Origin of the sequence: Actinokineospora enzanensis DSM 44649 (assembly GCF_000374445.1) — a bacterium.
GTDB classification, from domain to species: Bacteria; Actinomycetota; Actinomycetes; order Mycobacteriales; family Pseudonocardiaceae; genus Actinokineospora; species Actinokineospora enzanensis.
Map to the genome: position 1 here is coordinate 1 of NZ_KB894409.1, position 26,534 is coordinate 26,534.

At 70.8% G+C, this 26,534-nt stretch carries 22 protein-coding genes; 12 read left to right on the forward strand and 10 right to left on the reverse strand.

The features are described 5' to 3' along the window. Positions 1-158 precede the first annotated feature (158 nt). The 3 genes from C503_RS0110960 to C503_RS0110970 form a co-directional block, all read right to left on the reverse strand. The gene (locus tag C503_RS0110960) at positions 159-1,355 is read right to left on the reverse strand and encodes an acyl-CoA dehydrogenase family protein (RefSeq protein ID WP_018682248.1); all 1,197 of its coding nucleotides are present in this window, start codon (positions 1,353-1,355) and stop codon (positions 159-161) included. A gap of 11 nt (positions 1,356-1,366) precedes the next feature. Then, a complete protein-coding gene (locus C503_RS0110965; protein ID WP_026316160.1) occupies positions 1,367-2,662 on the reverse strand; it encodes an acyl-CoA dehydrogenase family protein in 1,296 nt (431 codons plus the stop codon). A gap of 98 nt (positions 2,663-2,760) precedes the next feature. Next, positions 2,761-3,726, reverse strand: a complete 966-nt coding sequence (locus tag C503_RS0110970; RefSeq protein ID WP_018682250.1) for a D-2-hydroxyacid dehydrogenase — start codon at positions 3,724-3,726, stop codon at positions 2,761-2,763. 677 nt (positions 3,727-4,403) lie between these two features. Here C503_RS0110970 and shbA point away from each other — a divergent pair. Continuing rightward, positions 4,404-5,063 carry an RNA polymerase sigma factor ShbA gene (shbA, locus tag C503_RS0110975; protein ID WP_018682251.1) on the forward strand — a complete coding sequence of 220 codons (660 nt, stop codon included), beginning with the start codon at positions 4,404-4,406 and terminating at the stop codon, positions 5,061-5,063. A gap of 100 nt (positions 5,064-5,163) precedes the next feature. Here the strand turns inward: shbA and C503_RS0110980 are convergent, their stop codons facing one another. The 5 genes from C503_RS0110980 to C503_RS0111000 form a co-directional block, all read right to left on the reverse strand. Beyond that, positions 5,164-5,778: a class I SAM-dependent DNA methyltransferase gene (locus C503_RS0110980; protein ID WP_033400502.1), complete on the reverse strand. Its 615-nt coding sequence runs from the start codon at positions 5,776-5,778 to the stop codon at positions 5,164-5,166. 116 nt (positions 5,779-5,894) lie between these two features. Further along, positions 5,895-7,049, reverse strand: coding sequence for an acyl-CoA dehydrogenase family protein (locus C503_RS0110985; RefSeq protein ID WP_018682253.1), 1,155 nt, complete (start codon positions 7,047-7,049; stop codon positions 5,895-5,897). 1 nt (position 7,050) lies between these two features. Further along, the gene (locus C503_RS0110990; protein WP_026316162.1) at positions 7,051-9,030 is read right to left on the reverse strand and encodes an ATP-binding protein; all 1,980 of its coding nucleotides are present in this window, start codon (positions 9,028-9,030) and stop codon (positions 7,051-7,053) included. Between the two features lie 2 nt (positions 9,031-9,032). After that, complete coding sequence (locus tag C503_RS0110995; protein WP_018682255.1) at positions 9,033-10,646, reverse strand: carboxyl transferase domain-containing protein; 1,614 nt, start codon at positions 10,644-10,646, stop codon at positions 9,033-9,035. A gap of 209 nt (positions 10,647-10,855) precedes the next feature. Beyond that, positions 10,856-11,644 (reverse strand): SGNH/GDSL hydrolase family protein, encoded by a 789-nt coding sequence (locus tag C503_RS0111000; protein WP_018682256.1) that lies wholly within the window; start codon positions 11,642-11,644, stop codon positions 10,856-10,858. A gap of 146 nt (positions 11,645-11,790) precedes the next feature. Between C503_RS0111000 and C503_RS0111005 the strand changes: the two genes are divergently transcribed. From C503_RS0111005 to C503_RS0111020, 4 genes are all read left to right on the forward strand, one after another. Continuing rightward, the gene (locus tag C503_RS0111005) at positions 11,791-12,384 is read left to right on the forward strand and encodes an SACE_7040 family transcriptional regulator (RefSeq protein ID WP_018682257.1); all 594 of its coding nucleotides are present in this window, start codon (positions 11,791-11,793) and stop codon (positions 12,382-12,384) included. A 168-nt stretch (positions 12,385-12,552) separates the two neighbouring features. Continuing rightward, entirely contained in the window at positions 12,553-13,380 is an 828-nt protein-coding gene (locus C503_RS0111010; RefSeq protein WP_018682258.1) for an SAM-dependent methyltransferase, read from the forward strand. A gap of 7 nt (positions 13,381-13,387) precedes the next feature. Then, positions 13,388-15,484 carry a GGDEF domain-containing protein gene (locus tag C503_RS38965; RefSeq protein ID WP_018682259.1) on the forward strand — a complete coding sequence of 699 codons (2,097 nt, stop codon included), beginning with the start codon at positions 13,388-13,390 and terminating at the stop codon, positions 15,482-15,484. A gap of 15 nt (positions 15,485-15,499) precedes the next feature. Next, positions 15,500-16,042, forward strand: coding sequence for a hypothetical protein (locus C503_RS0111020; protein ID WP_018682260.1), 543 nt, complete (start codon positions 15,500-15,502; stop codon positions 16,040-16,042). 45 nt (positions 16,043-16,087) lie between these two features. Here C503_RS0111020 and metX read toward each other — a convergent pair whose 3' ends face one another. Both metX and C503_RS0111030 read right to left on the reverse strand, forming a co-directional pair. Beyond that, positions 16,088-17,170 carry a homoserine O-acetyltransferase MetX gene (gene metX, locus C503_RS0111025; protein ID WP_018682261.1) on the reverse strand — a complete coding sequence of 361 codons (1,083 nt, stop codon included), beginning with the start codon at positions 17,168-17,170 and terminating at the stop codon, positions 16,088-16,090. Next, on the reverse strand, positions 17,167-18,471 hold the full coding sequence (locus tag C503_RS0111030; RefSeq protein ID WP_018682262.1) for a bifunctional o-acetylhomoserine/o-acetylserine sulfhydrylase: 1,305 nt from the start codon (positions 18,469-18,471) through the stop codon (positions 17,167-17,169). The genes metX and C503_RS0111030 overlap by 4 nt, the downstream gene beginning before the upstream one ends. A 166-nt stretch (positions 18,472-18,637) precedes the next feature. Between C503_RS0111030 and C503_RS44475 the strand changes: the two genes are divergently transcribed. The 7 genes from C503_RS44475 (at position 18,638) to C503_RS0111060 (ending at position 26,480) form a co-directional block, all read left to right on the forward strand. Continuing rightward, positions 18,638-19,522 carry an SGNH/GDSL hydrolase family protein gene (locus C503_RS44475; RefSeq protein WP_084477008.1) on the forward strand — a complete coding sequence of 295 codons (885 nt, stop codon included), beginning with the start codon at positions 18,638-18,640 and terminating at the stop codon, positions 19,520-19,522. Between the two features lie 403 nt (positions 19,523-19,925). Continuing rightward, complete coding sequence (locus C503_RS0111035) at positions 19,926-21,491, forward strand: PucR family transcriptional regulator (protein ID WP_026316165.1); 1,566 nt, start codon at positions 19,926-19,928, stop codon at positions 21,489-21,491. A gap of 196 nt (positions 21,492-21,687) precedes the next feature. Beyond that, positions 21,688-22,803 (forward strand): alanine dehydrogenase, encoded by a 1,116-nt coding sequence (gene ald / locus C503_RS0111040; RefSeq protein ID WP_018682264.1) that lies wholly within the window; start codon positions 21,688-21,690, stop codon positions 22,801-22,803. Positions 22,804-23,389: 586 nt separating this feature from the next. Next, entirely contained in the window at positions 23,390-23,593 is a 204-nt protein-coding gene (locus C503_RS38970; RefSeq protein ID WP_156893141.1) for a hypothetical protein, read from the forward strand. Between the two features lie 5 nt (positions 23,594-23,598). Next, positions 23,599-23,979, forward strand: a complete 381-nt coding sequence (locus C503_RS0111050) for a hypothetical protein (protein ID WP_211222379.1) — start codon at positions 23,599-23,601, stop codon at positions 23,977-23,979. A gap of 129 nt (positions 23,980-24,108) precedes the next feature. Next, on the forward strand, positions 24,109-25,566 hold the full coding sequence (locus C503_RS48840; RefSeq protein WP_026316166.1) for an ABC transporter ATP-binding protein: 1,458 nt from the start codon (positions 24,109-24,111) through the stop codon (positions 25,564-25,566). Beyond that, positions 25,566-26,480, forward strand: a complete 915-nt coding sequence (locus C503_RS0111060; protein WP_018682268.1) for an ABC-2 transporter permease — start codon at positions 25,566-25,568, stop codon at positions 26,478-26,480. Before C503_RS48840 ends, C503_RS0111060 begins: the two co-directional genes overlap by 1 nt. The last annotated feature ends 54 nt before the right edge of the window (positions 26,481-26,534 follow it).

A 26,534-nucleotide genomic window follows, 5' to 3' on the forward strand; every position in this document is an offset into this window, starting at 1 on the left:
TGGCCGCCGGTCTCGTTGACGGCGAACTCGCCGGTGTTGGCGGCGTTGAGGAAGCCGGTAAGGCTGTTGTTCATCGCCGTCATTGCTTCTGGTGCGTACATGTTGTCCTCCCCGCAACGGCGACATCGTAGCCGAGGGCGGGGTTGGGCGAGCGTGTGTTACCTCAGTTCGGTCGACGTCTTCCCCAGCAACCGCCGGGCCACGATGAGCTGCTGGATCTGCTGTGTCCCTTCGAAGATGTCCAGGATCTTCGAGTCACGCGCCCACTTCTCCAGCAGCGAATTCTCTCCGTAGCCGAGAGGGCCTGCGAGTTCCACGCAGCGGAGGGTGATGTCGGAGGCCGTTCGGCCTGCCTTCGCCTTGCACATGCTGGCCTGTAGGGAGTTGGGTTCGCGGTTGTCGGCCAGCCAGGCCGCCGACAGGGTGAGCAGGCGGGCGGCTTCCCAGTCCGCCTCCAGCTGGAGGAACACGGCGGCGGCCGCCGGTTGGGTGTGGGCGGGGCGGTCGTAGTCGACGGGGGTGCCGGATTCGGTCAGCAGGCGGCGGGTCTCGTCGAGGGCGGCGCGGGCGACGCCCAGGGACATGGCGGCTACCAGGGGGCGGGTGTTGTCGAATGTCTGCATGGCGGCCGCGAAGCCGGTGTCGATGTCGGGGCTACCCAGCAGGTTCGCGGCGGGGACGCGCACGTTGTCGAGGCGGAAGTGTGCCGTGTCGGAGGCGCGGATACCGAGCTTTCGTTCCAGGCGGACGAGTTCGAAGCCGGGCGTGTCGCGGTCGACCACGAAGGACTTGATGGCGGCCCTGCCCTTGCTCCGGTCCAATGTGGCCCACACCACAACACAGTCGGCGCGCTCGCCCGCGGTGACGAAGATCTTCTCGCCGTTGAGGACGTACTCGTCGCCGTCACGGACGGCGGTGGTGCGGATGGCGGCCGAGTCCGAGCCGGTGTCCGGTTCGGTGATCGCCATCGCCGCCCATTTTCCCTGGTAGCGGGCCAGTTGCTCATCGTTGGCGACGGAGGCGATGGCGGCGTTGCCCAGGCCCTGGCGGGGCATCGAGAGCAGCAGGCCGACATCGCCCCAGCACATCTCGATGGTGCCGAGCACCAGGCGCATGTTGGCGCCGTTGTGGTTGCCCGCGCCCGTCACGCGTTCACGGCGGACGCCGGACGCGCCCGCGCCGCCGCCGGACGCGGAGAGGCCGTCCAGGAGGGCGGCAAGGACGTCCAGTTCCTTGGGGTAGGTGTGTTCGGCCCGGTCGTACTTGCGGGAGTTCGGGCGGAAGAACTCGGCGGCCGCCTGGTGGGCCTGGTCGACCAGGCGGGCGAACTTCCGCGGCACCTCTGGGTTGATCATGACCTGCTCCTTCAGACGAGGACCGCGCCCTCGGCCAGCCCGATCACGCGCAGGTCGCGGTACCAGCGCTCCACCGGGTGCTCCTTGACGAAACCGTGACCGCCCAACAGCTGCACGCCGTCATTCCCGATTCGCATGCCCTGTTCCGCGCACAGGCGTCGCGCCAATCCCGCCTCGCGGGCGAACGTTTTCCCCCGTTCGGCGCGGGCCGCGGCGCGGTAGGTCAGCAACCGCATGCCTTCCAGCTCGATCCCGATGTCGGCCACTTTGAACGCGACGCCCTGGCGGTGGCTCACCGGTTCCCCGAAAGCGACCCGACCATTCACGTACGGGATCACATAATCCAGCACCGCCTGCGCCGTCCCGACCGCCAGAGCGCACCACGCGATCCGGGACAACCGGACACACTCGGCGTACACATCGGACTGACCTTCGCCCATCAATGCGTTCAGCGGCAGGCAAACCCGGTCGAGATGTACTCGCCCCATGCCTGCCGCACGCAGTCCCATCGCGGGTTCGGGTTCCACGCGAATACCGGAAGTCCCCGACTCCACAATGAACAAAGCCGGACCGCGACCATCCAATTCGGCCGCGATCACGAACAGCTCGGCCGACGTCGCACCCGGAACCATCGATTTCACCCCGTCGAGCATAAACCCGCCGGTCGTGCGATACGCCTTGGCGCGCAACGAAAACGGGTCGAACAACACCTGCGGCTCCATCACCGCCAACGCCGCGACAGGCACATCGGACCCCACGAACGCGGGCAGGTACGTCGCCTGCTGCGTCACGTCACCCCACAGCACCAGAGCGGTGCTCACAGCCGACGGCGCCAGGCATGCCACCGCCAGCCCCATGTCCCCATGCGCCATGGCTTCCGCGACCAGCACGTTCGTGACCGCCGACCGCTCGGTCCCCAGGCCCCCCAGCTCCTCGGGCACCCCCAACGACGCCACGCCGAGTTCCGCGACGGTCGACCGCAGGTCAGCGGGCGTCGCACACGCCGTGTCGGCGTCCGCCGCGGCAGGCCGCAACCGCTCGGCGGCGAACTCGGCGACCGTCTCCCGGATCATCCGCTGCTCGTCGGTCGGCGTGAGGTCGAACAGGTCCGGCGAAGACGCCGACGGCAACCGCTCGGGCCGCGCCAGCCGCCGCGCCGCCGTGAACGCCCGTCCGCCCGCCCCAGCGGCCGTGAAACCGGCCTTGGTCGCCCCGTAGACGCCCCGTCGCACGGGCTCGCGCAGTCGGAGCCGGTCCAGCGCGGACAACCTCGCCAGCCGGTTCAGCAGCGCCAGCGCCCGGCCCATGGCGTCCCGCTTGCCGCCCCGCTCGGTCATGGCGCCACCTCTCTCGCTCGTCCCGACCTACTCTGGAGTAGTAATGAGCGGGGCGCAAGGAGGGAACGTCAGCGTGGGAAGCGTTCCTTGTCCACCACGCTGATCAGCGGTAAGCCCGCGCGGTACCGGTCCAGGTTGTCCACGAACCGCCGCACCAGCTCCTCCCGCCAGCCCGCCACGTCCCCGGACATGTGCGGCGAGATCAGCACGTTCGGCATGCCCCACAGCGGCGACGACGGCGCCAGCGGCTCGTCGGCGAACACGTCGAACGCCGCCCCGGACAGCATCCCCTTGTCCAGCGCGTCGACCAGGGCGGCCTGCACGACCAGCCCGGACCGGCCGATGTTGATCAGCCGCGCGGTCGGCCGCAGCGCCCGCAGCAGGTCGGCGTCGACCAGCCCCTTGGTCTGCTCGGTGAACGTCAGCGCCAGCACGATCCAGTCCGCCCCGGACGCGGCCGCGCGCAGCTCGGCGAGCGGCACCACATCGCCCAGGTCGGGGTCGCCCTGCCGGGCCGTGGGACCGACCGCCGACACGCGCACGCCGACGGCCGTCAGCTTCCGCCCGATGGCCCGCGCGATCGGCCCGGTGCCCACGATCAGCGCGCCCGAGCCCGCCAGCCGCTCGGTCTCCCGGTGGTGCCAGCGGCGCCGCTGCTGGTCCCGCAGGGTCGCGGGCAGGTCCTTGGCGAACGCGAGCACCAGCCCGAGCACGTACTCGGCCATCGGCTCGTCGAACACGCCGGGCGAGTTGGTGAGCAGGACCCGGCTCTCGCGCAGGCCGGGGAACAGCAGGTGCGCCACGCCGGGACCGGCGACGTGCACCCAGCGCAGCGCGTCCGCGGCAGGCCAGACGCGGGTCAGCGCGGTGGAGCGGGCGTCCCAGAGGAACAGCACGTCGGCGCCTTCGAGAGCGCCGCCGAGCCGGTCGGCCCGGGTGTAGCGAACGGTCGCCCGGGACTCGATCGGGGTGGTGGGCGGGGGGCGGTCGGCGCCGTGCAGGACGACGACGGTCGGCCGCGGGCTGGTGTCCATCGCGAGAATGCTGTCCTTGCTCCCGGTGCCTGGCCGGACCCAGGCAACGCTAGGAAGCGCCCCCAGTGGTGTCAAACCGTGCCGGGCGGCCACTCGTTTTCCCAGGCCAGACGGGGTATCGGGGCTCGATCTAGTGAATGTGGTCGATCAGGTACTCGTCTGCGTAGATTGTGTCGTACTCCATTCGTGAGAATGACTACACGAATGGAGTAGTCGGGCCCATGACCGCCGGTCATGCCGCCGAACGGATCATCCCGCCGCTCCGCACCGGTGCGGAGAACCGGCCCACAGATAGTGGTTCCCAAACCTCCCCACCCCGGCTACAGTGCATTTCACCTGGGGTTTTCTCGCGGGACGCATAGGTTGCTCGGCGGTGATGCAGGTCACTCCGAAACCTCTTGCCAATGACGGCCGTCCGGCGGCTTCCCGCACGCCTACCGGCGCATAGGGTCGTTGGACCCTTACCGCTGTGAGGTTGAATACGAAAACATCGCTCGTATGCAGCAGCGATACCCCTGGTGCACAGCCTCAGAGCGGGCTAACATCACTCTCCGTCAGGGCCACCATCGCTTCCGACCATCGCAGGGTCGGGCGGGACGATGAGCCAGGACACGCGCCGTTCCGGACCTCGACGGCGTACCTCCCCTATCGGTGCGCCGCAATATCTGGGGGCTCATGTGAGTTCGACAACTTCCTCGCCGTCGGCGGAGACGATCGAGGAAACCCAGCCCGCAGGCCGGAGTCAGGGAACCGACGCGGTCTTCGCGCGGCTCAAGAGCTCGGCCTTCCACGAGCTGGTCGCCGCCTCGCTGGCGGGTGACCAGGACGCGATCGGCACGTTGTTCACCTGGATCAACCCGGCCATCGTGCGGTACTGCCGCGCGCGCATCGGCCGCACCGGTTCGGCGTTCTCCTCGGCCGACGACGTGGCCCAGGAGATCCTGTTGGCCGTCCTGGGCGCGCTGCCGCGCTACTCCGACGACCGCGAGTCGTTCCTGCCGTTCGTCTACGGCATCGCCTCGCACAAGGTCGCCGACTACTACCGCCGCTCCGGCCGCGACCGCTCGGACCCCGTCGCCGACGTGCCCGACACCGTCGACCACGGCCTCGGCCCTGAGCAGATCACCCTGCGCGCGGAGATGCGCACCCGGCTGGTCAAGCTGCTCGACACCCTCGCCCCGCGCCAGCGCGAGATCCTCGTGCTGCGCCTGGTCGTCGGCCTCTCCGCGCAGGAGACCGCGATGGCCATCGGCCTCACCGCCACCGCCGTACGCGTCGCCCAGCACCGGGCACTGACCCGCCTGCGCGGCTCGCTGTCCGCAGGCGACTGGCTGTAACCACAAGCGCGACCGGCAGTAGGCCACCGAAGACTTCGTTCCCCAGACCGCTGGGTCGCCGTTGTGTGCAGGCGGCCCAGCGGTCGCCGGGCGTCCGGGGTCAGGTCCCGACCGCGCGCAGGTACAGCTGGACCTCGATGCGTCCCGGCTCGGCCTCGGCTTCGAACTCGCGCAGCTCGACGTCGCCGAAACCGGCCTCGGTGACCACGCGCTTGAGCTCGTCGGGCGGGTAGGCGGAGACGGTGGTGGGCGCGCCCAGGAAGTTCACCGGGAATGTGTCGAAATCCCCCTGCACCATGCTGAGCAGCAGCAGCCGCGGCCCGCGCAGCGAATCCCGGACCGCGCGCAGCGTCTGCTCGATCGCGGACTTCGGCAGCATCAACAACGAGAAGAACGCCACCGCCGCGTCGAACTCGCCCCATTCCGACACCGCGCGCAGATCCGCCAGCCGGTAGTCCGGTCCCGGCGCCTGCTCCCGCGCCAGGTCCAGCATCACCGGCGACTCGTCCACGCCGACCACCGCGAGACCCGCGTCGACCAACTGCTTGGCCGTCGGCATCCCGCTGCCGCAGCCAAGGTCGAGCACCCGCGCCCCGGCGGGCAGCCGCTCGATCAGCCAGGCGGTCTCCGCGATCTGGACATCGCGCTCCACGAACGACTCGTCATAGCGCCTGCCGATGAGGTCGAAGGCGGGGACGGGATTCTGGGTAGCCACGCGCACAGCATGCCGTCGAGGGAGCGGCCGGTCCAGTGCCGGGACCGGGGTGGGCGATCTTCATCCACCCAACAGACGAGCCCGGTCGCCTGATCGGGGGGCGTTTCGGGCGGGGGTCAGGTGAGGCCCAGTTCGCGGGCGATGAGCATGCGTTGGACCTCGCTGGTGCCTTCGCCGATTTCCAGGATCTTGGCGTCGCGGTAGAAGCGGCCGACCGGGAACTCGTTCATGAAGCCGTAGCCGCCGAAGATCTGGGTGGCGTCGCGGGCGTTGTCCATGGCGGCGTTGGAGGAGACCAGTTTGGCGATGGCCGCCTCGCGCTTGAAGGTCTCGCCGCGGAGCATCTTGGCGGCGGCGGCGTAGTAGGCGAGGCGGGCGGTGTGCACCCTGGCCTCCATGTCGGCGATCTTGAACTGGATGGCCTGGTACTCGCCGATCTTGCGGCCGAAGGCCTCGCGTTCGCCGACGTATCTGACCGACTCGTCGACGCAGCCCTGGGCAAGGCCGACCGACAGGGCGGCGATGGCCACCCGGCCTTCGTCCAAAGTGGACAGGAACTGGGCGTAGCCGCGGCCGACCGTGCCCAGCACGTTCTCGCGCGGGACGCGGACGTCGGCGAAGGCCAGTTCGTGGGTGTCCGAGGCGTTCCAGCCGACCTTGGAGTACTTACGGGCCACCGTGAAACCGGGCGTGCCCGCCGGGATGATGATGGCGGAGATCTCCTTGCGGCCGTCGTCGCGTACGCCGGTCACCGCGGTCACCGTCACCAGCGACGTGATGTCCGTGCCGGAGTTGGTGATGAACGCCTTCGAGCCGTTGACGACCCACTCGTCGCCGTCGAGCTTCGCCGTCGTCCTGGTGGCGCTGGCGTCCGAACCGCCGCCGGGCTCGGTCAGGCCGAAGGCGCCGAGGCGTTCGCCCGCGGCCATCGCGGGCAGCCAGCGGGCCTTCTGCTCGTCCGTGCCGAACCGGTAGAGCGGCATGGCTCCCAGCGAGACGCCTGCCTCCAGCGTGATGGCCACCGACGAGTCGACCCTGGCCAGCTCCTCCAGGGCCAGGCAGAGGGCGAAGTAGTCCCCGCCCATGCCGCCGTACTCCTCGCCGATGGGCAGGCCGAACAGGCCCATCTCGCCCATCTTGGCCACGATCCGGTACGGGAACTCCTCGCGCTCGTAGAACTCGCCGATGACCGGCGCGACCTCCTCGCGGGCGAACTCCTGGACGGTCTTGCGCAGCGCCTCGTGCTCCTCGGGCAGGGTCAGGTCGATCACGTCAGGCCTCCGAAGGGGTTACCACGGCGAGGGTTTGGCTCAGCGCGACCTGTTGGCCCGCGCGCACCGGCAGCTCCGCGACCACTCCGTCGACCGGCGCGGTGATCGTGTGCTCCATCTTCATCGCCTCGACCACCAGCAGTGGGGTGCCCGCCGACACCGCGTCGCCCGCCGAGACCTTGACCACCAGGACGGTGCCCGGCATCGGGCTGGTGATGGGACCGCCCGCGCCCGCCGCCGAGCCGCCGCCCTCCAGCACCGAGTGTTCGGCGACCGTCCAGGTGCGACCGGCCGTGGACAGCCAGAGCGTGTCGTCGACCCGCGCGCGGGCGTAGCGGACGGTGCGCCCGTCGACATCGACCCGCAGTGAACCGTCCACACGCGACGCCGAGGCGGGTACCGCCGGGCCGTCGTCCACCGCGACCGAGGCGGCGGCGGGCGTGCCGGACACGCGCACCAGGACGTCCCGGCCCGCGCAGGCGAGCCGCAGTCGAACGGCGGCCGGGCGGCCGAGGCGCCAGCCGGACGGAACCTCCCACGGGTCCACGACCGAGCCCGTCGGTTGTCGGGAAAGCAGCTCGTCGAGAGCGGCGGCCGCGAACACCTCGTCGGGCACCGATGCGGCCGCGGTCAGCTCGTCCAACCGGCGTTCGACCAGCTGCGTGTCGAGCCTGCCCGCGCGCACGTCGGCGTCGGCCAGCAGGGCGCGCAGGAACGTGATGTTGGTGCCCACGCCCAGTACGACGGTGTCGGCGAGGGCGGCGGAGAGGCGGTCGATCGCCTCCGCGCGGTCGGCGCCGTGGGCGATCACCTTGGCCAGCATGGGGTCGTAGTCGGAGCCGACGACCGAACCGGGCAGCAGCCCGGAGTCCGTGCGCGCCCAGTCCGCCGTGGACTCGCGCAGGTCGAGCACGCGGCCGCCGGTGGGCAGGAAGCCGGTGGTCGGGTCCTCGGCGTAGACGCGGGCCTCGACGGCGTGGCCGGTGAACCGCACGTCGTCCTGGCTGAGCGGCAACCGCTCCCCCGCCGCGACCCGCAGTTGCAGCTCGACCAGGTCCAGGCCGGTGACCTCCTCGGTGACCGGGTGCTCGACCTGCAGCCGGGTGTTCATCTCCATGAAGAAGAACTCGTCCGGCCGGTCCGCGGAGACGATGAACTCCACGGTGCCCGCGCCGGTGTAGTCGACCGCCTTGGCCGCCTCCACCGCGGCCGCGCCCATCCTGGCCCGGGTGGCAGCGTCCAGCAGCGGGGACGGCGCCTCCTCGATGATCTTCTGGTGCCTGCGTTGCAGGCTGCACTCGCGCTCGCCGAGGTGCACCGCGTGCCCGTGCGCGTCGGCCATGACCTGGATCTCGATGTGCCGGGGGCGGCTGACGAACCGCTCGATCAGCAGTGTGTCGTCGCCGAACGAGCCGCTCGCCTCGCGCCGGGCCGACTCGATCGCCGGGCGCAGGCCCGCGGTCTCGGTGACCAGCCGCATGCCCTTGCCGCCACCGCCCGCCGACGGCTTGAGCAGCACCGGGAAGCCGATCTCCGCGGCCGCGGCCACCAGGTCGTCGTCCGACATGCCCGGCTCGGTGCGGCCCGGCACGACCGGCACCCCGGCCGCGCTCACGGTCAGCTTGGCCCGGATCTTGTCGCCCATCGCGTCGATGGCGCCGACCGGCGGGCCGATGAACACCAACCCCGCATCCGCGCAGGCCCGCGCGAACGCCACGTTCTCGGCGAGGAACCCGTACCCCGGGTGCACCGCCTGCGCGCCGGTGGCCAGCGCCGCGGCGACGACCTTGTCGATGGCCAGGTAGCTGTCCCTGGCGGCGGCCGGGCCGAGCCGGACCGCCTCGTCGGCCGCGCGCACGTGCCGGGCGTCCGCGTCGGCGTCGCTGTAGACCGCGACCGAGCGGACGCCGAGGCGGCGCAGCGTGGCGATGACCCGGACGGCGATCTCGCCCCGGTTGGCGATGAGGACGCTGGAGAACATGCTCACATCCGGAAGACGCCGTAGCGGACAGGTTCCAGGGGCGCGTTGGCCGCGGCCGACAGCGCGAGGCCGAGCACCTGGCGGGTGTCGGCCGGGTCGATCACGCCGTCGTCCCACAGCCGCGCGGTGGAGTAGTACGGGTTGCCCTGGGCCTCGTACTGGTCGCGGATCGGGGCCTTGAAGGCCTCCTCGTCCTCGACCGACCACTCGCCGCCGCCACCCTCGACCTGGTCGCGGCGGACCGTGGACAGCACCGAGGCGGCCTGTTCGCCGCCCATCACGCTGATCCGCGCGTTCGGCCACATCCACAGGAAGCGCGGCGAGTACGCCCGGCCGCACATCGAGTAGTTGCCAGCGCCGAACGAGCCGCCGATGACCACGGTGAACTTCGGCACCCTGGCGCACGCGGTGGCGGTGACCATCTTGGCGCCGTGCTTGGCGATGCCGCCCGCCTCGTAGTCGCGGCCGACCATGAAGCCGGTGATGTTCTGCAGGTACAGCAGCGGGATCGAGCGCTGGTCGCACAGCTCGATGAAGTGCGCGCCCTTCATCGCGGACTCGGAGAACAGCACGCCGTTGTTGGCCACGATGCCGACCGGGTGGCCGTGGACCCGGGCGAACCCGGTGACCAGCGTGGTGCCGTACTCCTTCTTGAACTCGCGGAACCGGCTGCCGTCGACCACCCGCGCGATCACCTCGCGCACGTCGTAGGGGGTGCGCGGGTCGGTTGGCACGACGCCGTAGAGGGTGGCCGGGTCGACCGCGGGCTCCTCGGTGGGCCGGACCTCCCACGGACGGGTGACGCGCGGGCCGAGGGTGCTCACGATCGAGCGCACGATGCGCAGTGCGTGCGCGTCGTCGTCGGCCAGGTGGTCGGTGACCCCGGAGACGCGCGCGTGCACGTCCCCGCCGCCCAGGTCTTCGGCGCTGACGACCTCGCCGGTGGCGGCCTTCACCAGCGGCGGGCCGCCGAGGAAGATCGTGCCCTGCTGCCGGACGATGACCGCCTCGTCGCTCATCGCGGGCACGTACGCGCCGCCCGCGGTGCACGAGCCGAGCACGGCCGCGATCTGCGGGATGCCCTGGGCGGACATGGTGGCCTGGTTGTAGAAGATGCGTCCGAAGTGGTCACGGTCCGGGAACACGTCGTCCTGCCGGGGCAGGAAAGCACCGCCGGAGTCCACCAGGTACACGCACGGCAGGTTGTTCTGCAGCGCCACTTCCTGCGCGCGCAGGTGCTTCTTGACCGTCATCGGGTAGTACGTGCCGCCCTTGACGGTGGCGTCGTTGGCGACCACCACCACCTCGCGCCCGGACACCCGGCCGACGCCGGTGATGATCCCGGCGGCGGGCGCGTCGTCGTCGTAGAGGCCGGTGGCGGCCAGCGGGGAGAGTTCCAGGAACGGCGAGCCGGGGTCGAGCAGCGAGTCGACCCGGTCGCGGGGCAGCAGCTTGCCCCGCGCGACGTGCCGGGCGCGTGCCTTCTCGGGCCCGCCCATGGCCGCGCGGTCGAGGCGTTCGCGCAGGTCGTCGACGAGTTCGCGGTGGCCTTTGGCGTTGCCGCGGCAGGCCTCGCCGGTCGGGTCCGCGGCGCTGCGCAGAACGGGCGCGTCCATCTCGCTCCTCGCACTGGGGCCCCGACCAGCGGGGTTAGCAGCCGTTAACTTGCCAGATCATGTTAGCGCTCGCTAACGGCAGCGTCCACCCGTATCAACTGCTCCTACCCGATCAGCTAAAACCCGACCAATCGGCGTGTCCGTCAGCCGCCCGACGCGCGAGTGGCCGCCGCCCGAGCGGGCGACGGCCACTTCGGGAACGCGCTGGATCAGCCGGTGACGGCGCGCAGGGCGGCGTAGTAACCGCTGTTCTGACCTGCGACGTTGGGGTGGTAGGACTCGTCGATGGGCAGGGTGACGCTGTTCAACCAGCGCGCGCCGGACGCGCAGATCTCGTGCCCGGAGAACGCCGTCCGGCCGTCCACGAAGGTGAACCCGTGCGCGCCTGCCCGCTGGGAGATGACCGACGCCAGCACGTCCGAGGACTGGTTGATGGCCGACCGCTTGGTGTCGCTCAGCCCGACGATGCAGGACCCGTTGACCTTGTAGATGTGCGGGTAGCCCAGGACGACCACGCGCGCGGACGGCGCCTTCGCGCGGATCTGGTTGTAGACGCTGTCCAGTTTGCCCGGCAACGTCGTGCGCGCGTAGTTCTGCGCGGTCTGGTTGCGGCTGACGCAGGCCGAGTCGGAGTTGAGGTTGCAGTCGGTCATGACGCTGGAGAACCCGGCGTCGTTGCCGCCCACGGAGATGGTGACCAGCGCGGTGTCCGCGGTGAGCGAGCCGACCTGGCTGTTGAGCACGTCCGTGGTCGTCGCGCCGGAGCAGGCGACGAAGGCGAACGCGCTGGGGGCGTGCGACTTCGCCCAGAGCTGCGCGTAGGCGTTGGCGCTGCGCTTACAGGCGCCGCTGCTGCCGTAGGAGCCCGCGCCGAGACCCGACGAATAGGAGTCACCGAGGGCGACGTACTTGCCGACCGCCGCAGCGGCGGTGAGAGACAGTCCGAGCAGGGATAACGCGGTGAGGGCGGCGATCAGGAGGGAACGGTGGACACGCATTGCAGCCTCCGCAGGGAGGAGGGATTCCCGACAAATACCATCACTACCAGCAACGACACCGATACGGAACCGGCCGGTAACTTGTTACCGGTTGCCAATCGCACAACGGGTGGACGGTTAGTGGCCGCTAACCGGCCTGCCATACGATGGACGGCGTGTCACCAGCAGCGGAACCAGTCCAGGGCAAGCCGACCCGGCGGGAGCAGATCCTCGCCGCGGCCGCCGAACTGTTCGCCCGGCACGGCTTCCACGGTGTGGGCATCGACGACATCGGCTCCGCCGTTGGCATCTCCGGCCCCGCGCTCTACCGGCACTTCCGGTCCAAGGACGCGATGCTCGGCGAGATGCTCACCTCGATCAGCGAAGTACTGCTCGACGGCGGCCAGCGCAGGCTCGGCCGCGGGCTCGGCCCGGCCGACACGCTGAGCGACCTGGTGCGCTTCCACGTGGACTTCGCGCTGGACAACCCGGCGCTGATCACCGTGCAGGAACGCAACCTGGGCAACCTGACCGACCCCGACCGGCGCAAGGTGCGCGCGTTGCAGCGGCGGTACGTGGAGATCTGGGTCGAGGCGGTGCTGGCCGCGCTGCCGGACACCCCCGAGCCGACCGCGCGGGCCGCCGCGCACGCGGTGTTCGGTCTGATCAACTCCACCCCGCACAGCAGGCACCTGGACCGCGCGCAGATGGCCGACCTGCTCACCGGGATGGCGCTGGCCGCGCTGCGCCGGACGTCCTGACCGGATCCCGCACCCCCTGCCCGGATGGCGAAACCCCTGTCGCGGCAGGGAATTCCCGGCCGCGGTCGCCATGGTCGCGCGCAGACCGCCGATAGCCTGCCCGCTACCCTGTCGGGTGAGTAACGTCGCGATCACACTGCGACGCGGGAGGACGCGGGAGGTGGGGCGGTGACCGAGACGAGCGCCTGGGTACCCGACGGGATCGACCTGGAACGGCCGAGCGCGGCGCGGCTGTACGACTACCTGTTGGGGGGAGCGCACAACTTCGCGCACGACCGCGAGCTGGCCGAGCGGTTCATCAAGGCGCAGCCGAACGCGCGCGAGATCGCCCGGCACAACCGGTCGTTCCTGCGCCGCGCGGTGCTGTTCATGATCGAGCGCGGGGTGCGGCAGTTCCTCGACCTCGGCTCGGGCATCCCCACGGTCGGCAACGTGCACGAGATCGCGCAGGCCGCCGACCCGACCGCCCGGGTCGTCTACGTCGACTACGAGGAGGTGGCCTACGCGCACAGCACGCTGATGCTGGCGAGCAACCCGCTGGCCACCATCGTGCAGGCCGACCTGACCCGGCCGCTGGACATCCTGGACGCCCCGGAGACCCGCGGCCTGCTCGACCTCACCGCCCCGGTCGGGCTGCTGATGGCCGGGGTGTTCCACTTCGTGCCGCCCGCCAAGGACCCGGCCCGCATCGTGGCCACCTACCGGGACGCCGTGCCGCCGGGCAGCCACCTGGCCCTCTCCCAGTTCACCCGGGACCTGATGCCCGCCGAGATGGACCGGGTCGTCGAGGTCATGAAGTCCAGCCGGGACCCGATGTACCCGCGCACGCACGCGGAGATCACCGCACTGTTCGCCGGGTTCGACATCGAGGAGCCGGGCGTCGTGCCCACCGCGCTGTGGCACCCGGACGGCGGCCTGGACGCCCTCGACGACCTGGTCGACGGCGACGACCCGAACCGCGCGGGCATCTACGCGGGCGTGGGGCGCAAGCGTTGAGGACCCCGTGAGCGAGGCAGCCGACCCGCCGCAAGGGCCTGCCGGGCTGGTCCGGTCCTGGCTGCGGGTGGTCGCCGCGACCGCGTACGTGCCGCGTTCGACAGGCGAGGTCGAGGAGCTGCTGCGGTCGATGCTGCGCAGGCTCACCGACGCGCTGGCCGCCGAGCCGTTCGACGCCGCGGCGGGCGCCCGGGTGGGCGAGCTGATGGTCGAGGGCGCGCTGACCGGGGAGAGCACCCTGGAGCGCTCGCTGAGCGTGCTCGCCGACGGCCTGGCCGACGCCGGGTACCCCGGCCGCGCGGTGGCCCGGCTGCTGGCGGCGGTGTCCGCCGGGTACGCGGCCGCGCTGCGCAAGCGCACGCTGGCCCAGCAGGAGAACATGAAGCTGGCGCTGCTGACCGCCAAGCAGCGCGCGGAGCGGGACCGGCGGGCCACCGAGACCCGGTTCCGCGAGGTGTTCACCGCCTCCGCGGTCGGCATCGCGATCACCGACCTGGACGGCCGGTTCGTGGAGACGAACCCGGCGCTGGCGGCGATCCTCGGGCACACCCAGGAGGAGCTGCGGCACCGGGCGCTGGCCGAGTTCCTGGCCGACGACGAGGCCGGTGAGCTGCCGCTCGGCGAGGCCGACCGCAGGCAGCTGGTGCGGCCCAACGGGGACGCGGTGTGGGTGTTCCTGACCACCTCGGTGCTGCGCGACGACGGCGGCCACCCGCGCTACCGGGTGACCATGGTGCAGGACCTGAGCGAGTTGATGCTGCTGGGCAACCAGCTCAGCCACCAGAACCTGCACGACGCGCTGACCGGGGTGTCCAACCGGCTGCACTTCGAGTCCCGGCTGGAGGCGGTGCACGGGCAGGCGCCGCTGGAGCGGCCGCTGACCCTGCTGTGCCTGGACCTGGACGCGTTCTCCATGGTCAACACCACGCACGGGCACGCGGCGGGCGACCGGCTGCTCAAGGAGGTGGCCAACCGGCTGACCGCGGTGGTGGCAGGCGAGCAGGAGGCGGTGGTGGCCAGGATCGGCGGCGACGAGTTCGCCATCCTGGTCCGGCACGACGACGAGCCGCCCGCGCTGAGCACGATCATCGACGCGGTGCACGCCGAGCTGGCCGAGCCGAGCTACGACGGACGGATCGGGCTGGCGGTCAGCGCGACCGTGGGCGCGGTGCGCTGCCACCCGGCGGAGATGTCCAGCCGGGAGATGTTCCGCGCGGCCGACGCGGCGCTGCGCCAGGCCCGCCAGACCGGCGGGCGGCAGTGGGCCGAGTTCGACGCCGGGGTCGACCGGGCCGCGCGGGTGGTCGGCCAGACCGCCACGGCGCTGCCCGCCGCCTGGGAGATGGGCGAGCTGGCCGTGCGGTACCTGCCGGTGGTGCGGCTGTCCGACCGCGCGGTCGTGCGGGTCCGGGCGCTGGCGCACGACCCGGCCGCCGACGCGCTGGACGGCGCCGGGGTGGACAAGACGACGGAGTTGGCCGAACTGACCGGTTTGTCCGCCGCGCTCGGGCCGTGGCTGCTGGCGAAGTCGACCGAGCAGGTGCCGGTCTGGCGCGCGCTCTTCGCGAACACCGCGGACCCGGACGAGGCCGTGCACCGGGTCCTGCTGTCACCGCTGCAGAGCGCGGACGCCGACCTGTCGCACACCATCACCTGCGCCGTGCAGGACGCGGGCATCCCCGCCGGGCTGCTGGAGATCGCCCTGGACACCGCCACCGTGCTCACCGGCCACGGCGACGCCCGGGACAACCTGCGCACCCTCAGCGACATCGGCGTCGTCACCGCACTGCACGGCTTCGCGGGCGGCCCCCGCGAGATCGCCCTCGCCGAACGGTTCGGCGTGCACACCGTGCTGCTGGCCGACCCGTTCGAGGGCTGGCGCCCGGACTGGCTGCCGCGCGAGTCCGCACCCGTGCGCGCCATGCTGACCACGCTGGAATGCCTGGAGACCGTCGGTGCCTCGGTCGGCGTGCTCGGCGTCCGCGACCACGCCGAGGCGGGCTGGTGGGCCGACCTGGGCGTGCGCACCGCCGAGGGCCCCGCGTTCGGCGGACCGGGCGACGCCGACGACATCCTCGCCGGGACCCGCCCCACCGCCAACTGAGCGAATCGCGGCGGGGTGATCTCCCCGCGCGGTGGCCCCCTGTTGCAGGATGAGGACGTGGACGCACCCGACGAGTCCGATCCGAATCGCAGGCGCAGGCTGACCGAGGCCGCCGCGGGCGCGCTGGCCGCCATGCGCGCCGGAGAGGATGACGGCGCGTTGGATCGGGTGGCCGCGGCGGTGCACTCGGCGCCGGACAGTCATGTGGACGCGCTTGAGTTGATGTTGCTGTTGTTCCACGAGTGCAGTGCGATGGTGGCGGCGTTGGGGGCCGGGGGGACGGCGCCGGTGAAGATGCAGGTCTATGACGATGATGGGCATGAGGTGCCCATCGACGAGGCGGACCCTCCTGTGCGGACTGCTGTTCGGACGTTGTTGGCCGAGGTGCACGGGGATACGGATGCCGCGAAGGCGCAGATCGAGATCGCGTTGGAGAACGCGGCGCCCGGGGAGATGGCTTTGTTGATGGTGCAGGCTTTGCGGTGGACGTTGCGATTGTCGGATGAGTGTGTGAATCGGGGGTTGCCGGTTCCGTCGTGGATTCGGGAACCTTCGTAGGGCTGCTGTTCCTGTTTTCGGAGCTGGTTGCTTTGTTCGCCCGGGTTAGAGGAGTTCCTTCAGCAGGGCGGCGAGTTGTGCCGTCTCGGTGAGGAAGCCGTCGTGGCCCGCCGAGGAGGTGATCACGCGCAGGTCGCCTTCGGCGGTGGGGATACCGGCCGCCAGGCGTTCCTGTTGGTACAGGGGATAAAGGCGGTCACTGTCCACTCCGGCCACCACGGTCCTGGCCGTGACGCGGGCCAGGGCCGCTTCGATCCCGCCCCGGTCGACGCCGATGTCGTGGTTGTTCATGGCTTCGGTGAGCAGGACGTAGCTGCCCGCGTCGAAGCGGTGGAACAGCTTGTCGGCGTGGTGGTCCAAATAGGACTCGACGGCGTACCGGCCGTCTTCCTGGTGGTCCCGGCCGAAGCGGTCCGCCAGTTCGGGTTCAGAGCGGTAGGTGACGTGGGCGATTCGGCGGGCGACGCCCAGGCCGAGCAATGGGCCGTGTGGTTTGTCGTAGTAGTCGCCGTCATGCCAGTCGGGGTCTGCGCGGATGGCATGGAGCTGAGGGGAGGCCCAGGCGATCTGTTCTGCCGACGCGGCGGCCGGGCAGGCCAGCAGGAGCAGTGTGGCGACGCGGTCGGGCAGGTCGACAGCCCATTCCAGGGCGCGCATGCCGCCCATGGAGCCGCCAAGGACGGCTGCCCAGCGGGTGATGCCCAGGGCGTCGGCCAACGCGACTTCGGCGGCTACCTGCTCCCGGATGCCCACCTTGGGGAAGCGGCTGCCCCAGGCCCGGCCGTCGGGGGCGATGGTCGACGGGCCGGTGGTGCCCTGGCAACCGCCCAGGACGTTGGGGCAGATGACGAAGTAGCGGGAGGTGTCGACGGCACGGCCGGGACCGATGACACCGTCCCACCAACCGGTCGTGGGGTGGCCGGGCTCGGGTGGGCCCGCCGCGTGGCTGTCGCCGGTGAGGGCGTGCTCGACGAGGACGGCGTTGGAGCGGTCCGCGTTGAGGGTGCCCCAGGTCTCGTACGCGATGCGGGCGCCGGGGACCGGGCCCGGGAGGGGAAGCCACCGGCGGCGGCCGGGCCGGTCCCCCTCCCGCCACGCGCCGGTGACGGGAGGGGGGTTGGGTGTCACAGTTCGGCCTTGGCTGCCCGGAAACCGGCCTCCAGGTCGGCCTTCAGGTCCTCGATGTTCTCGATGCCCACCGACAGGCGGACCAGGCCGGGGGTCACGCCGCTGGACAGCTGCTCCTGCTCGGCGAGCTGGCTGTGCGTGGTGCTGGCCGGGTGCACGATGAGGCTGCGCACGTCACCGATGTTGACCAGCTGGCTGAACAGCGAGGTGCCGTCCACGAACTTGCGGCCCGCGAGGACGCCGCCGCGCAGGTCGAAGGAGACGATGGCGCCCGCGCCGCGCGGGAGGTACTTCTGGCCTGCCTGGTAGAACGGGCTGGACGGGAGGCCCGCGTAGTAGACCTTCTCGACCTCGTCGCGCTGCTCCAGCCACTCGGCCAGGGCCTGGGCGTTGGCGACGTGGCGTTCGATGCGCAGGCTGAGCGTCTCGATGCCCTGGATGATCAGGAACGCGTTGAACGGCGAGAGGGCCGCGCCGGTGTCGCGCAGGCCCTGGATGCGGGCCTTGGCCGCGTAGGCGCCGGGGCCGAGGGCCTCCCAGTACTTCAGGCCGTGGTAGCTGGGGTCGGGCTGGTTGAAGTTCGGGAAGCGGTCGGGGTGCGCGCCGAAGTCGAAGGTGCCGCCGTCGACCAGGATGCCCGCGATGGTGGTGCCGTGGCCGCCCAGGTACTTGGTCGCCGAGTGCACGACCACGTCCGCGCCGTGCTCGATCGGGCGCAGCAGGTACGGGCTGGGCACCGTGTTGTCGATGATCAGCGGGACGCCGACCTCGTGCGCCACGTCCGCGACCGCGCGGATGTCGAACACGTTGCCGCCCGGGTTGGCCAGGCTCTCGCCGAAGAACGCCTTGGTGTTCTGGCGGGCGGCGGCGCGCCAGGCGTCCAGGTCGTCCTGGTCGTCGACGAAGCTGACCTCGATGCCGAGCTTGGGCAGCGTGTAGTGGAACAGGTTGTAGGTGCCGCCGTAGAGCGCCGGGCTGGACACGATGTGGTCGCCCGCCTCGGCCAGGTTCAGGATCGCCGCCGTGGTGGCCGCCGAGCCGGACGCGAAGGCCAGCGCCGCCACGCCGCCCTCCAGCGCCGCGACGCGCTGCTCCAGCACGTCCTGGGTCGGGTTCATGATCCGCGTGTAGATGTTGCCCGGCTCCGCGAGGCTGAACAGGTCCGCGCCGTGCTGGGAGTCCCGGAAGACGTAGGAGGTGGTCTGATAGATCGGGGTCGCCCGAGCACCCGTGGTCGGGTCGGGCGCGGCGCCCGCGTGGACCTGCTTGGTCTCGAACGACCAGGCGGCGGAGTCGGTCATGGGATCTCCTCTGGACTTCTCGGGCATCTGCACGTGCGCGCGGACGGGAACATACGGGCCCGCCACTGGCAAGCTAGCCGCGCCGCACCGCCGGACGGCAGGTCGTCCACGATCTGGGACACCCGGCCGGTTGCCGGATCCCACCCGGTCGGGTGACGATCAGTGCATGCGTGCTCCCGCCCTGCTGTTGAGCCTGCTCACCGTCCTCGCCGCCGCGCCGTCGGCGGCTGCCGCGACCGGCCCAGATTCTGAGACCGGTTCACATCCTCGCTTCCGTCACTACGTCGCGCTTGGCGACTCGTATGCCGCTGGGCCGGGTATCCCGCAGCAGAACGGCACGCCGCCTGGGTGCGCTCGCTCCGATCACAACTATGCGGGGGTGCTTGCTCGGTGGTTGCGTGTGCCCGTGTTCACGGACGTGTCGTGTAGTGGTGCTACGACTGTGCATATGACTGCGCCGCAGGTGGTGCAGGGTGGGGTTAATCCGCCTCAGTTCGATGCGCTTACTTTGGATACCGACCTGGTTACATTGACGGTTGGGGGGAATGATATCGGATTTGGTGAGATTGTTTCGACGTGCGGTCGGTTGGGGGGATCTGATCCTGGTGGGGCGCCTTGTCGTGATCATTACACGTCGGGGGGTGGGGATGTGCTTGCCGATCGGGTGGGGGTGGCTGCGGGGAAGTTGGCCGAGATTCTTGCGGGGATTCGGGAGCGGGCTCCGCGGGCTACCGTTGTGGTTGTTGGGTATTTGCGGATTCTTCCGGAGGGGGGTGGGTGTTGGCCGCAGATGCCGTTTGCTGCTGGGGATACTGCTTACTTTGATGGTACTGAGCGGTTGTTGAATGCCAGTCTGGGGAATGTTACTCGGGGGGCGCGAGATTGGTTTGTTAACCCGTATCCGTATTCGGTTGGTCATGATGCGTGTCAGGCGCCGGGGCGGCGGTGGGTGGAGCCGTTGTTGCCTGCTAGTCCGTCGGCGCCGGTGCACCCTAATGGGGTTGGGATGCGGGCTGTGGCTGGGTTGGTTTGGTTTGGGTTAGGGAAGTAGTTGCCTGCTGTGTTTGTTGGCTCGGCTTCGCCTCGCGGCGGGATCGCCTTTAGCCGGTCTCTTCCCACCCGATCCCACTCGGCCCTGGGGGCCTCCTGGGATCGGGTGGGAAGAGACCGGCGCGATCCCGCACGGGGGCGAGTTGGGGGTGGCCAAGTTGAGGGTGGCTGAGTTTGGGGGCCGGCTCTCTTGCACTCAAGGTCACACCGGCTCCTCCCTTCCCTTCTAGTAGAACTGCAGCAGCTCGCTCGCTCCACTTGATCCATCTGGATCTCTTTGCCTGGTGAGATCGCGTCGGCTTCCAGGCCGCCGGGGCGTGTGGTCCCTTTGGGGTGGGGGTGGGTGGGCGCGGTTAGCGTGGGTGGACTTGTTGTGTGTGTGCGTGTGGGTGGTTGGGAGAGCGATGATCACCGTGCAGGGGGTGGTGGACCGGATGGGGCCCACGCTGTTGCGGTTGGTGCAGGCGGTCGCGCATTCGGATGGGGGTGTGGTCGAGGGGGCGCCGCAGGTTACTGATGTGGTTATTGCGGAGGCGGGGAGGCGGGCTCAGGCGGGGGCTGGGGAGCTTGTGTTGGGGGTGGCTGTGCAGAGCACGGCTGAGGCGGTGGAGTTGGTTGCGCAGTGTGGGGCGCAGGGGGCGGCGGCGGTGTTGGTCAAGGCGCCGTATGCGACTCGGAATGCGGTGAAGGTGGCGGCGCAGCGGGTTGGGGTCGCGGTGGTGGAGGTGCATGCGGCGACGGCGTGGGCGCAGTTGGTGTGGTTGTTGCGGTCGGTGCTGGATGCCGCGGCGGATGAGGCGGCTAACGCGCTGAATGTGGGGGCTGGGCCGTTTGGTGATCTGTTTCGGCTGGCCGACGCGGCGGCGGCGGTGGTTGATGCGCCGGTGACCATCGAGGACGCGAACTCGCGGGTGCTGGCCTACTCGGCTCGGCAGGATCGGACCGATCCGGCGCGGGTGTCCACGATCATGGGGCGTCGGGTGCCGGACGACGTGCTCGCCCGGTTCCGGTCCCGGGGTGTGTTCCGCGAGCTCAGCCGGGGGCGCACGGCGATCTTCGTGCCCGCGCAGAAGGACGGCACGCTGCCCCGGTTGATCGTGCCGGTGCGGATGGGCGGGGAGCTGCTCGGCTCGATGTGGGCGGTGGTGGCCGGGCCGGTGTCCGAGGAACGGGCCGCCGCCTTCGCCGACGCCGCGCCGGTGGTGGCGCTGCACCTGCTGCGCCGTCGCGCGCGGGAGGACAGCGACCGGAGGCGCTCGGCCGAACTCGTGCGCACGGTGCTGGAGGGCACCGGCAGCGCTCGGCTGGTGGCCGCCGAACTGGACCTGGAGGGCGACGCGCACCGGGTGGTCGCGATCGATACGCAGGCCGAGGCAGGCCATGCCGAGGGGGTGCGGCTGGCGCTGGTGGAAAAGCTGACCGAGGGCGTCGGTCGGCGACCGGCCGTGGCCGACCTGCACGGTGTGCTCTACGCGATCGTGCCGAACCTGCCCGGACCCGGTGGCTGGCAGGCGCTGCGGCCCGCGCTGGCCGGGTTGTCCGGCACGCTGGTCGCGGCGGGAACGGCGGTGCGGGTGGCCGATCTGGCGCGGTCCAGGGGCGAGGCGGACGAAGCGTTGAGCCTGCTGCGCGTGGGGCTGGTCGACGGGCCGCTGGCGGTGCACGACGAGGTGTGGGCGGTGCTGGTGCTGCACCGCGCCGCGGTCGCCGCGACCGGGGCGGGGGTCGCGCACATCGGTCCACTTGCCGGGCTCCGGGACCGGGAGGACGCTTCCTGGTACCTCGACACGCTCTACGAGTGGCTGCGCCACCCCGGTGACCCGAGGGCCGCGGCCGCGGCGCTGACCATCCACCCGAACACCCTCCGGTACCGGATGTCCCGGGTGGCCGAGGCGCTGGACGCGGACCTCACGGATCCGGATACCCGACTCGCGCTGTTGACCCAGTTGGTGGCGCTGCGCTGGGACTGATTGTGCTGTCGGCACTATACAACCCGGCTCTTCTGGTTCCGCAGGCACGATGACAGTCGCTATGCGCTGTACGACCGTGGTGGAGAACACCCGAAAGGCCTAGTCACTGTCCTGCAAGTCCGGCACGCGCTATCCGCGCCCGCGCACCAGACTTGCAGGACAGCGCCTAGGCCGACATTCCGAGAGGACGACCCCGGTGAAGATCGCCGTTCCCCGTGAGATCAAGAACCACGAGTACCGGGTGGCCCTCACCCCAGCGGGGGCGCACGAGCTCACCTCGCGTGGCCACGACGTGTTCGTCGAGGCGGGCGCGGGCCTGGGGTCGGCCATCACCGACGAGGAGTACGCGGCCGCTGGCGCGAAGCTGCTGGCCACCGCGGACGACGTGTGGGCCGAGGGCGACCTGGTGCTCAAGGTCAAGGAGCCGATCGCGGCCGAGTACGCGTACCTGCGCGCTGGCCAGACCCTGTTCACCTACCTGCACCTGGCCGCGGACGAGCCGCTGACCCGCGCGCTGCTGGCCGCGGGCACCACCGCGATCGCCTACGAGACCGTGCAGACCGCGAACGGCGCACTGCCGCTGCTCGCCCCGATGTCCGAGGTCGCGGGCCGCCTCGCCCCGCAGGTCGGCGCGTTCGCCCTGATGAAGCCCTCCGGCGGCCGCGGCGTGCTGCCCGGCGGCGTGCCCGGCGTGCTCCCGGCCAGGGTGGTCGTGATCGGCGGCGGCGTGGCGGGCATCAACGCGGCCACCATCGCGCTCGGCATGGGTGCCGACGTCCAGGTGCTGGACACCAACGTGGACCGCCTGCGCCAGGTCGACGCCCAGTTCAACGGCCGCATCCGCACCGTCGCGTCCAACCGGCTCGCGGTGGAGGAGGCGGCGACGAGCGCGGACCTGGTCATCGGCGCCGTGCTGGTGCCGGGTGCCAAGGCGCCCAAGCTGATCTCGAACGAGCTCGTCTCCCGGATGAACCCGGGCTCGGTGCTGGTGGACATCGCCATCGACCAGGGCGGCTGCTTCGAGGACTCGCACGCGACCACGCACGCCGACCCGACCTACCAGGTCCACAACTCCATCTTCTACTGCGTGGCCAACATGCCCGGCGCGGTGCCGCGGACCTCCACCTACGCGCTCACCAACGTCACCCTGCCGCACGCCATCGCACTGGCCGACCACGGCTGGCACACGGCGCTGACCGCCAACCAGTCGCTCGCCCTCGGCCTGAACACCCACCAGGGCAGCCTGACCAACGCCCCGGTGGCCGAGGCCCACAACCTCCCCGCCACCCCCTTGGAGTCCGTGCTCGCTTAACCCCACACACCTGCCGACCCAGTCACACTGCGGCGGCCCCCAGGCGTGCCGACTTCCTGCAGCAGGGATCAGGGAGTCGGCACGCCGCCCTATGTCCGAAACCCTTGACAGCAAAGGAAGACAGCCCCCCGCAACCACAAACCCGCGTCGGCCCCAGCCAAACACGCCCACAGCCACGTCGACCCAGCCAAACACGCCTGCAGAACGTGTTGGTCCAGCCAAAACACGCCCACAGAACCGTGTTGGTCCAGCCAAAACGCGCCCAGCGCCCACCAACGCACAGGAACTCGCACCGTGGGGGTCTGGGGGCTCGGCCCCCAGAGAAAATCGGACCCGACCCCGGCGAGCGCGAAGCGCGAGCAGGGATCGGGATGAGGGGCGGCCCGCTCAACCAGCCTGGGGGTCACTGGGAGCGGGCCGCCCTCTTTAGTTTAGGCACATTCGATCGAGCGCGCTGCACTGGGGGCCTCGAAGTCGTGATTACTTCTCCACCGACTGTCACCCCCATCGGGTGAGAAACCTGGCGTTGGGGTGAATCCGCAGGCGTGCGCTTGGGTGCGGGCGGGGTTGGGTCGATGTTTGATCGGTGACTGAGCCTCGGTGGTGTGTGGGTTGCCACGACCCGTTCGGCAGAGATCGCGCGTTGACCGTGCTGGTGGAGGACGAGGGCCGGGTGGTGCTGGTGCCGCCGCCGGGCGCGTCGGCGGTGTTGTCGGCGCGGCAGACACGGTCGCTAGAGGTGGTGTTGGACCAGGCGGCGGGGCGGGCGCGCGCTGTCGAGGCCGGGTGAGGCCGGTGGATCCGTTGCGGGCCGCGGTGTTGCGCAGGCTGGCGTCGTTGGACGAGGCGGCGGGTTCGGCGGACGCGTCCACGTTGTTGCCGTTGGCGCGGGCCGAGATCAGCAGGCTGGCCGACGGCTGGCGGTTGCTGTTGACGGTGCACCAGCCGGATGAGGATGGCCGGTGCGCGGCCTGTCCCTCGGGCGGTTTCCGCGCCTCGCGGCGGCGCCGGTGGCCGTGCCAGGTGTGGCGGATGGCGCACGAGCACCTGATCGGCGAGGGCGTGCCGCACCGGGAGCGGAAGCGGCCGCTGCGCAACCCGTTCGCGCGGCAGGCCCGGTTGGTGCCGCCCCGGCAGGCGCCGGGGGAACCGCGGCGCGGATTTGACTCTCGGTAACCAGACAACCGCCTGTCGGGTGCAAGATTTCCGGCATTCGTGGCCAATTGGTGTCCTGGCTCCGCACAGCGCGTCGCCCTCATGGGGCAAGATGTCCGCCACAGTCCGCGGGCACTAGCTGGAGGGGCCTTGCAAGACGGTAGTGGCCGCATCGTGGTACGGAACCTGACCAAGCATTTCGGTCCGGTCGTCGCGGTGCAGAACCTGAGTTTCCAGGTCGAGCCGGGTACGGTCACCGGCTTCCTCGGGCCCAACGGCGCCGGGAAGACGACCACCCTGCGCATGCTGCTCGGCCTGGTGCGGCCGACGGCGGGCGAGGCGACCATCAACGGCGCGCCGTTCGAGCGGCTGGGCAGCCCCGCGCGGGTCGTCGGGGCGGTGCTGGAGGCCCAGGGCTTCCACCCACGCCGCTCCGCGATCGACCATCTCAAGGTGTACGCGTCCGCCATGGGCGTGCCCGACCACCGCGCGTTCGAGGTACTGCAGCTGGTCGGCCTGGGCGCGGCGGCCAAGCGCGGCGCGGGCGGGTTCTCGCTTGGCATGAAGCAGCGGCTGGCGCTGGCCACCGCGCTGCTCGGCGACCCGCAGGTGCTGGTGCTGGACGAGCCCGCCAACGGCCTGGACCCGGAGGGCATCGCCTGGCTGCGCACCTTCCTCAAGGCGTACGCGGCGGCCGGACGCACCGTGCTGATCTCCAGCCACCTGCTGGCCGAGGTCGAGCAGACCATCGACCACCTGGTGATCGTCAGCCGCGGCCAGACCGTCTACAACGGCGGCCTTGAGGAGCTGCGGCGGAGCCAGCGGACCCGGGTGCTGGTGCAGCCCGCCGACCCGGCCGCGCTGGTCACCGCGCTGCGGGAGGCCGGGATGGCCACCGTGGAGCAGCTGCCGGACGGCAGGCTCGCGGTGCTCGACTCGACCGTGCAGCAGGTCGGCGACGTGGCGGCCAAGGCAGGCATCGCGCTGTACGGGGTGCAGGAGGAGCGGGCCGACCTGGAGCAGCTGTTCTTCGCGCTGACCAGCGGCCAGTGGACCGGTCAGCCGCAGTCCGGCTACCCGGCGCCCGGTTACGGCGGTGGCTACGCGCAGCCTGCGGGTTACCCGCCCTACCAGCAGCAGCCCGGTGGTGTGCCGCCGTACCAGCAGCCTGGTGCCGCACCGCACTACCAGCAGCAGCCGGTGCAGGGGTTCCAGCAGACCTATCAGGGTCAGGCCGTGCCGGTTCAGCCGTACCAGCAGCCTGCTTCTCCTTACCAGCAGACGTATCAGCAGCCGCAGTACCAACAGCAGGCATACCAGCCGCAGCCGGTAGCGGACCCCAACGCGGCCTCCCCCTACCAGCCGCCGGCAGTCACCACGCCGCCTCAGCAGCCGGTACTGCAGCCAGAGCCGGTTCAGCCCCTGGTCCACCAGCCGGAGCCTGTCCAGCAGCCGTTCCCGGTTCAGTCCGCGCCCGAGCCGGTCGCACCGGAATCCCAGAAGACCGCGGACCCGGCGGCCGCCCCGGCGCCGGTGGATCTCCCGGCGGCGCCACCGCCCCCGGAGGCATCGGGCCAGGACTCGACCGGACAGGAGGGCAAGGCCTGATGGGCGCGCTGGTCAAGGCGGAGTTCCGCAAGATCCTCACCACTCGGCTGTGGTGGGCGCTGATGATCCCGGCCGTCGCGGTCGGACTGCTGGTCGCCCTGCTCTGGGCGGCGGGCGCGGCCGACTTCGGGTCGGGCGTCGCCACCGGGTTCCGCGACCGCGGCCTGGACCTGCGCCCGTTCCAGGGCGAGATCTCGTGGTCGGTGCTGGCGCTGCCGCGCGCGCTGAACATGGCCGCGGTGCTGCCCATGGTGTTCGGCACCCTGGCCATCACCAACGAGCTGCACCACCGCACCATCACCACCACGTTCCTGACCGGGGCGCCGCGCGGCATGGTGCTGGCCGCCAAGGGCGTCGCCTACGCGCTCTGGGGCGCGATCTTCGGCGTGGTGATCGCGCTGTCGGTCAGCCTCGGCACGCTGATCGGCTCCGGCGGCGACAACCTGCCCGACGCGGGCCCGTGGCTGCTGATCCTGGGCTCCGGCGTGCTCATGTGCGTGCTGTGGACCCTGCTCGGGCTGGGCGTCGGCGCGTTGATCGGGTCCTCGATCGGCGCGCTGGTGCTGCTGCTCATCTACTCGTTGGTGGTCGGCCCGCTCGGCGAGCTGCTGCTGTACACCACCAGCCGGGGCGGCCACGTCGGCGGCTTCATGCCCAACGGCTCGGCCAACGGGATCACCGGCTCCACCACCACGACGGTGCTGATGGACCAGATCAACGTGCTGTTGGTCGATTCGGAGGACCAGGCGCTGTTCGCGGACGCGTACCGCGAGGTCGCGGACGCGGTGGTGCGGGTGGCCACCGGCGCGGCGGGCGCGTACTCGGCCTGGATCTGCGGCCTGATCTTCGCCGGGTGGACTGCTCTGTTCTACGGCCTCGGCTTCTGGCGCAACGCCCGCCGCGATATCACGTGAGGTCTCGGTACCTGAGCGGTCGCTGAGAAGTTTGTCCACAGCCGTCGCACTTGT

Coding starts and splice junctions, on each gene's coding strand:
- C503_RS0110960 (WP_018682248.1), bottom strand. CDS start 1,355: ATGATCAACCCAGAGGTGCCGCGGAAGTTCGCCCGCCTGGTCGACCAG.
- C503_RS0110965 (WP_026316160.1), bottom strand. CDS start 2,662: ATGGGCCGGGCGCTGGCGCTGCTGAACCGGCTGGCGAGGTTGTCCGCG.
- C503_RS0110970 (WP_018682250.1), bottom strand. CDS start 3,726: ATGGACACCAGCCCGCGGCCGACCGTCGTCGTCCTGCACGGCGCCGAC.
- C503_RS0110990 (WP_026316162.1), bottom strand. CDS start 9,030: ATGTTCTCCAGCGTCCTCATCGCCAACCGGGGCGAGATCGCCGTCCGG.
- C503_RS0110995 (WP_018682255.1), bottom strand. CDS start 10,646: ATGGACGCGCCCGTTCTGCGCAGCGCCGCGGACCCGACCGGCGAGGCC.
- C503_RS0111000 (WP_018682256.1), bottom strand. CDS start 11,644: ATGCGTGTCCACCGTTCCCTCCTGATCGCCGCCCTCACCGCGTTATCC.
- C503_RS0111005 (WP_018682257.1), top strand. CDS start 11,791: ATGGACGGCGTGTCACCAGCAGCGGAACCAGTCCAGGGCAAGCCGACC.
- C503_RS0111030 (WP_018682262.1), bottom strand. CDS start 18,471: ATGACCGACTCCGCCGCCTGGTCGTTCGAGACCAAGCAGGTCCACGCG.
- C503_RS44475 (WP_084477008.1), top strand. CDS start 18,638: ATGCGTGCTCCCGCCCTGCTGTTGAGCCTGCTCACCGTCCTCGCCGCC.
- C503_RS0111035 (WP_026316165.1), top strand. CDS start 19,926: ATGATCACCGTGCAGGGGGTGGTGGACCGGATGGGGCCCACGCTGTTG.
- C503_RS0111060 (WP_018682268.1), top strand. CDS start 25,566: ATGGGCGCGCTGGTCAAGGCGGAGTTCCGCAAGATCCTCACCACTCGG.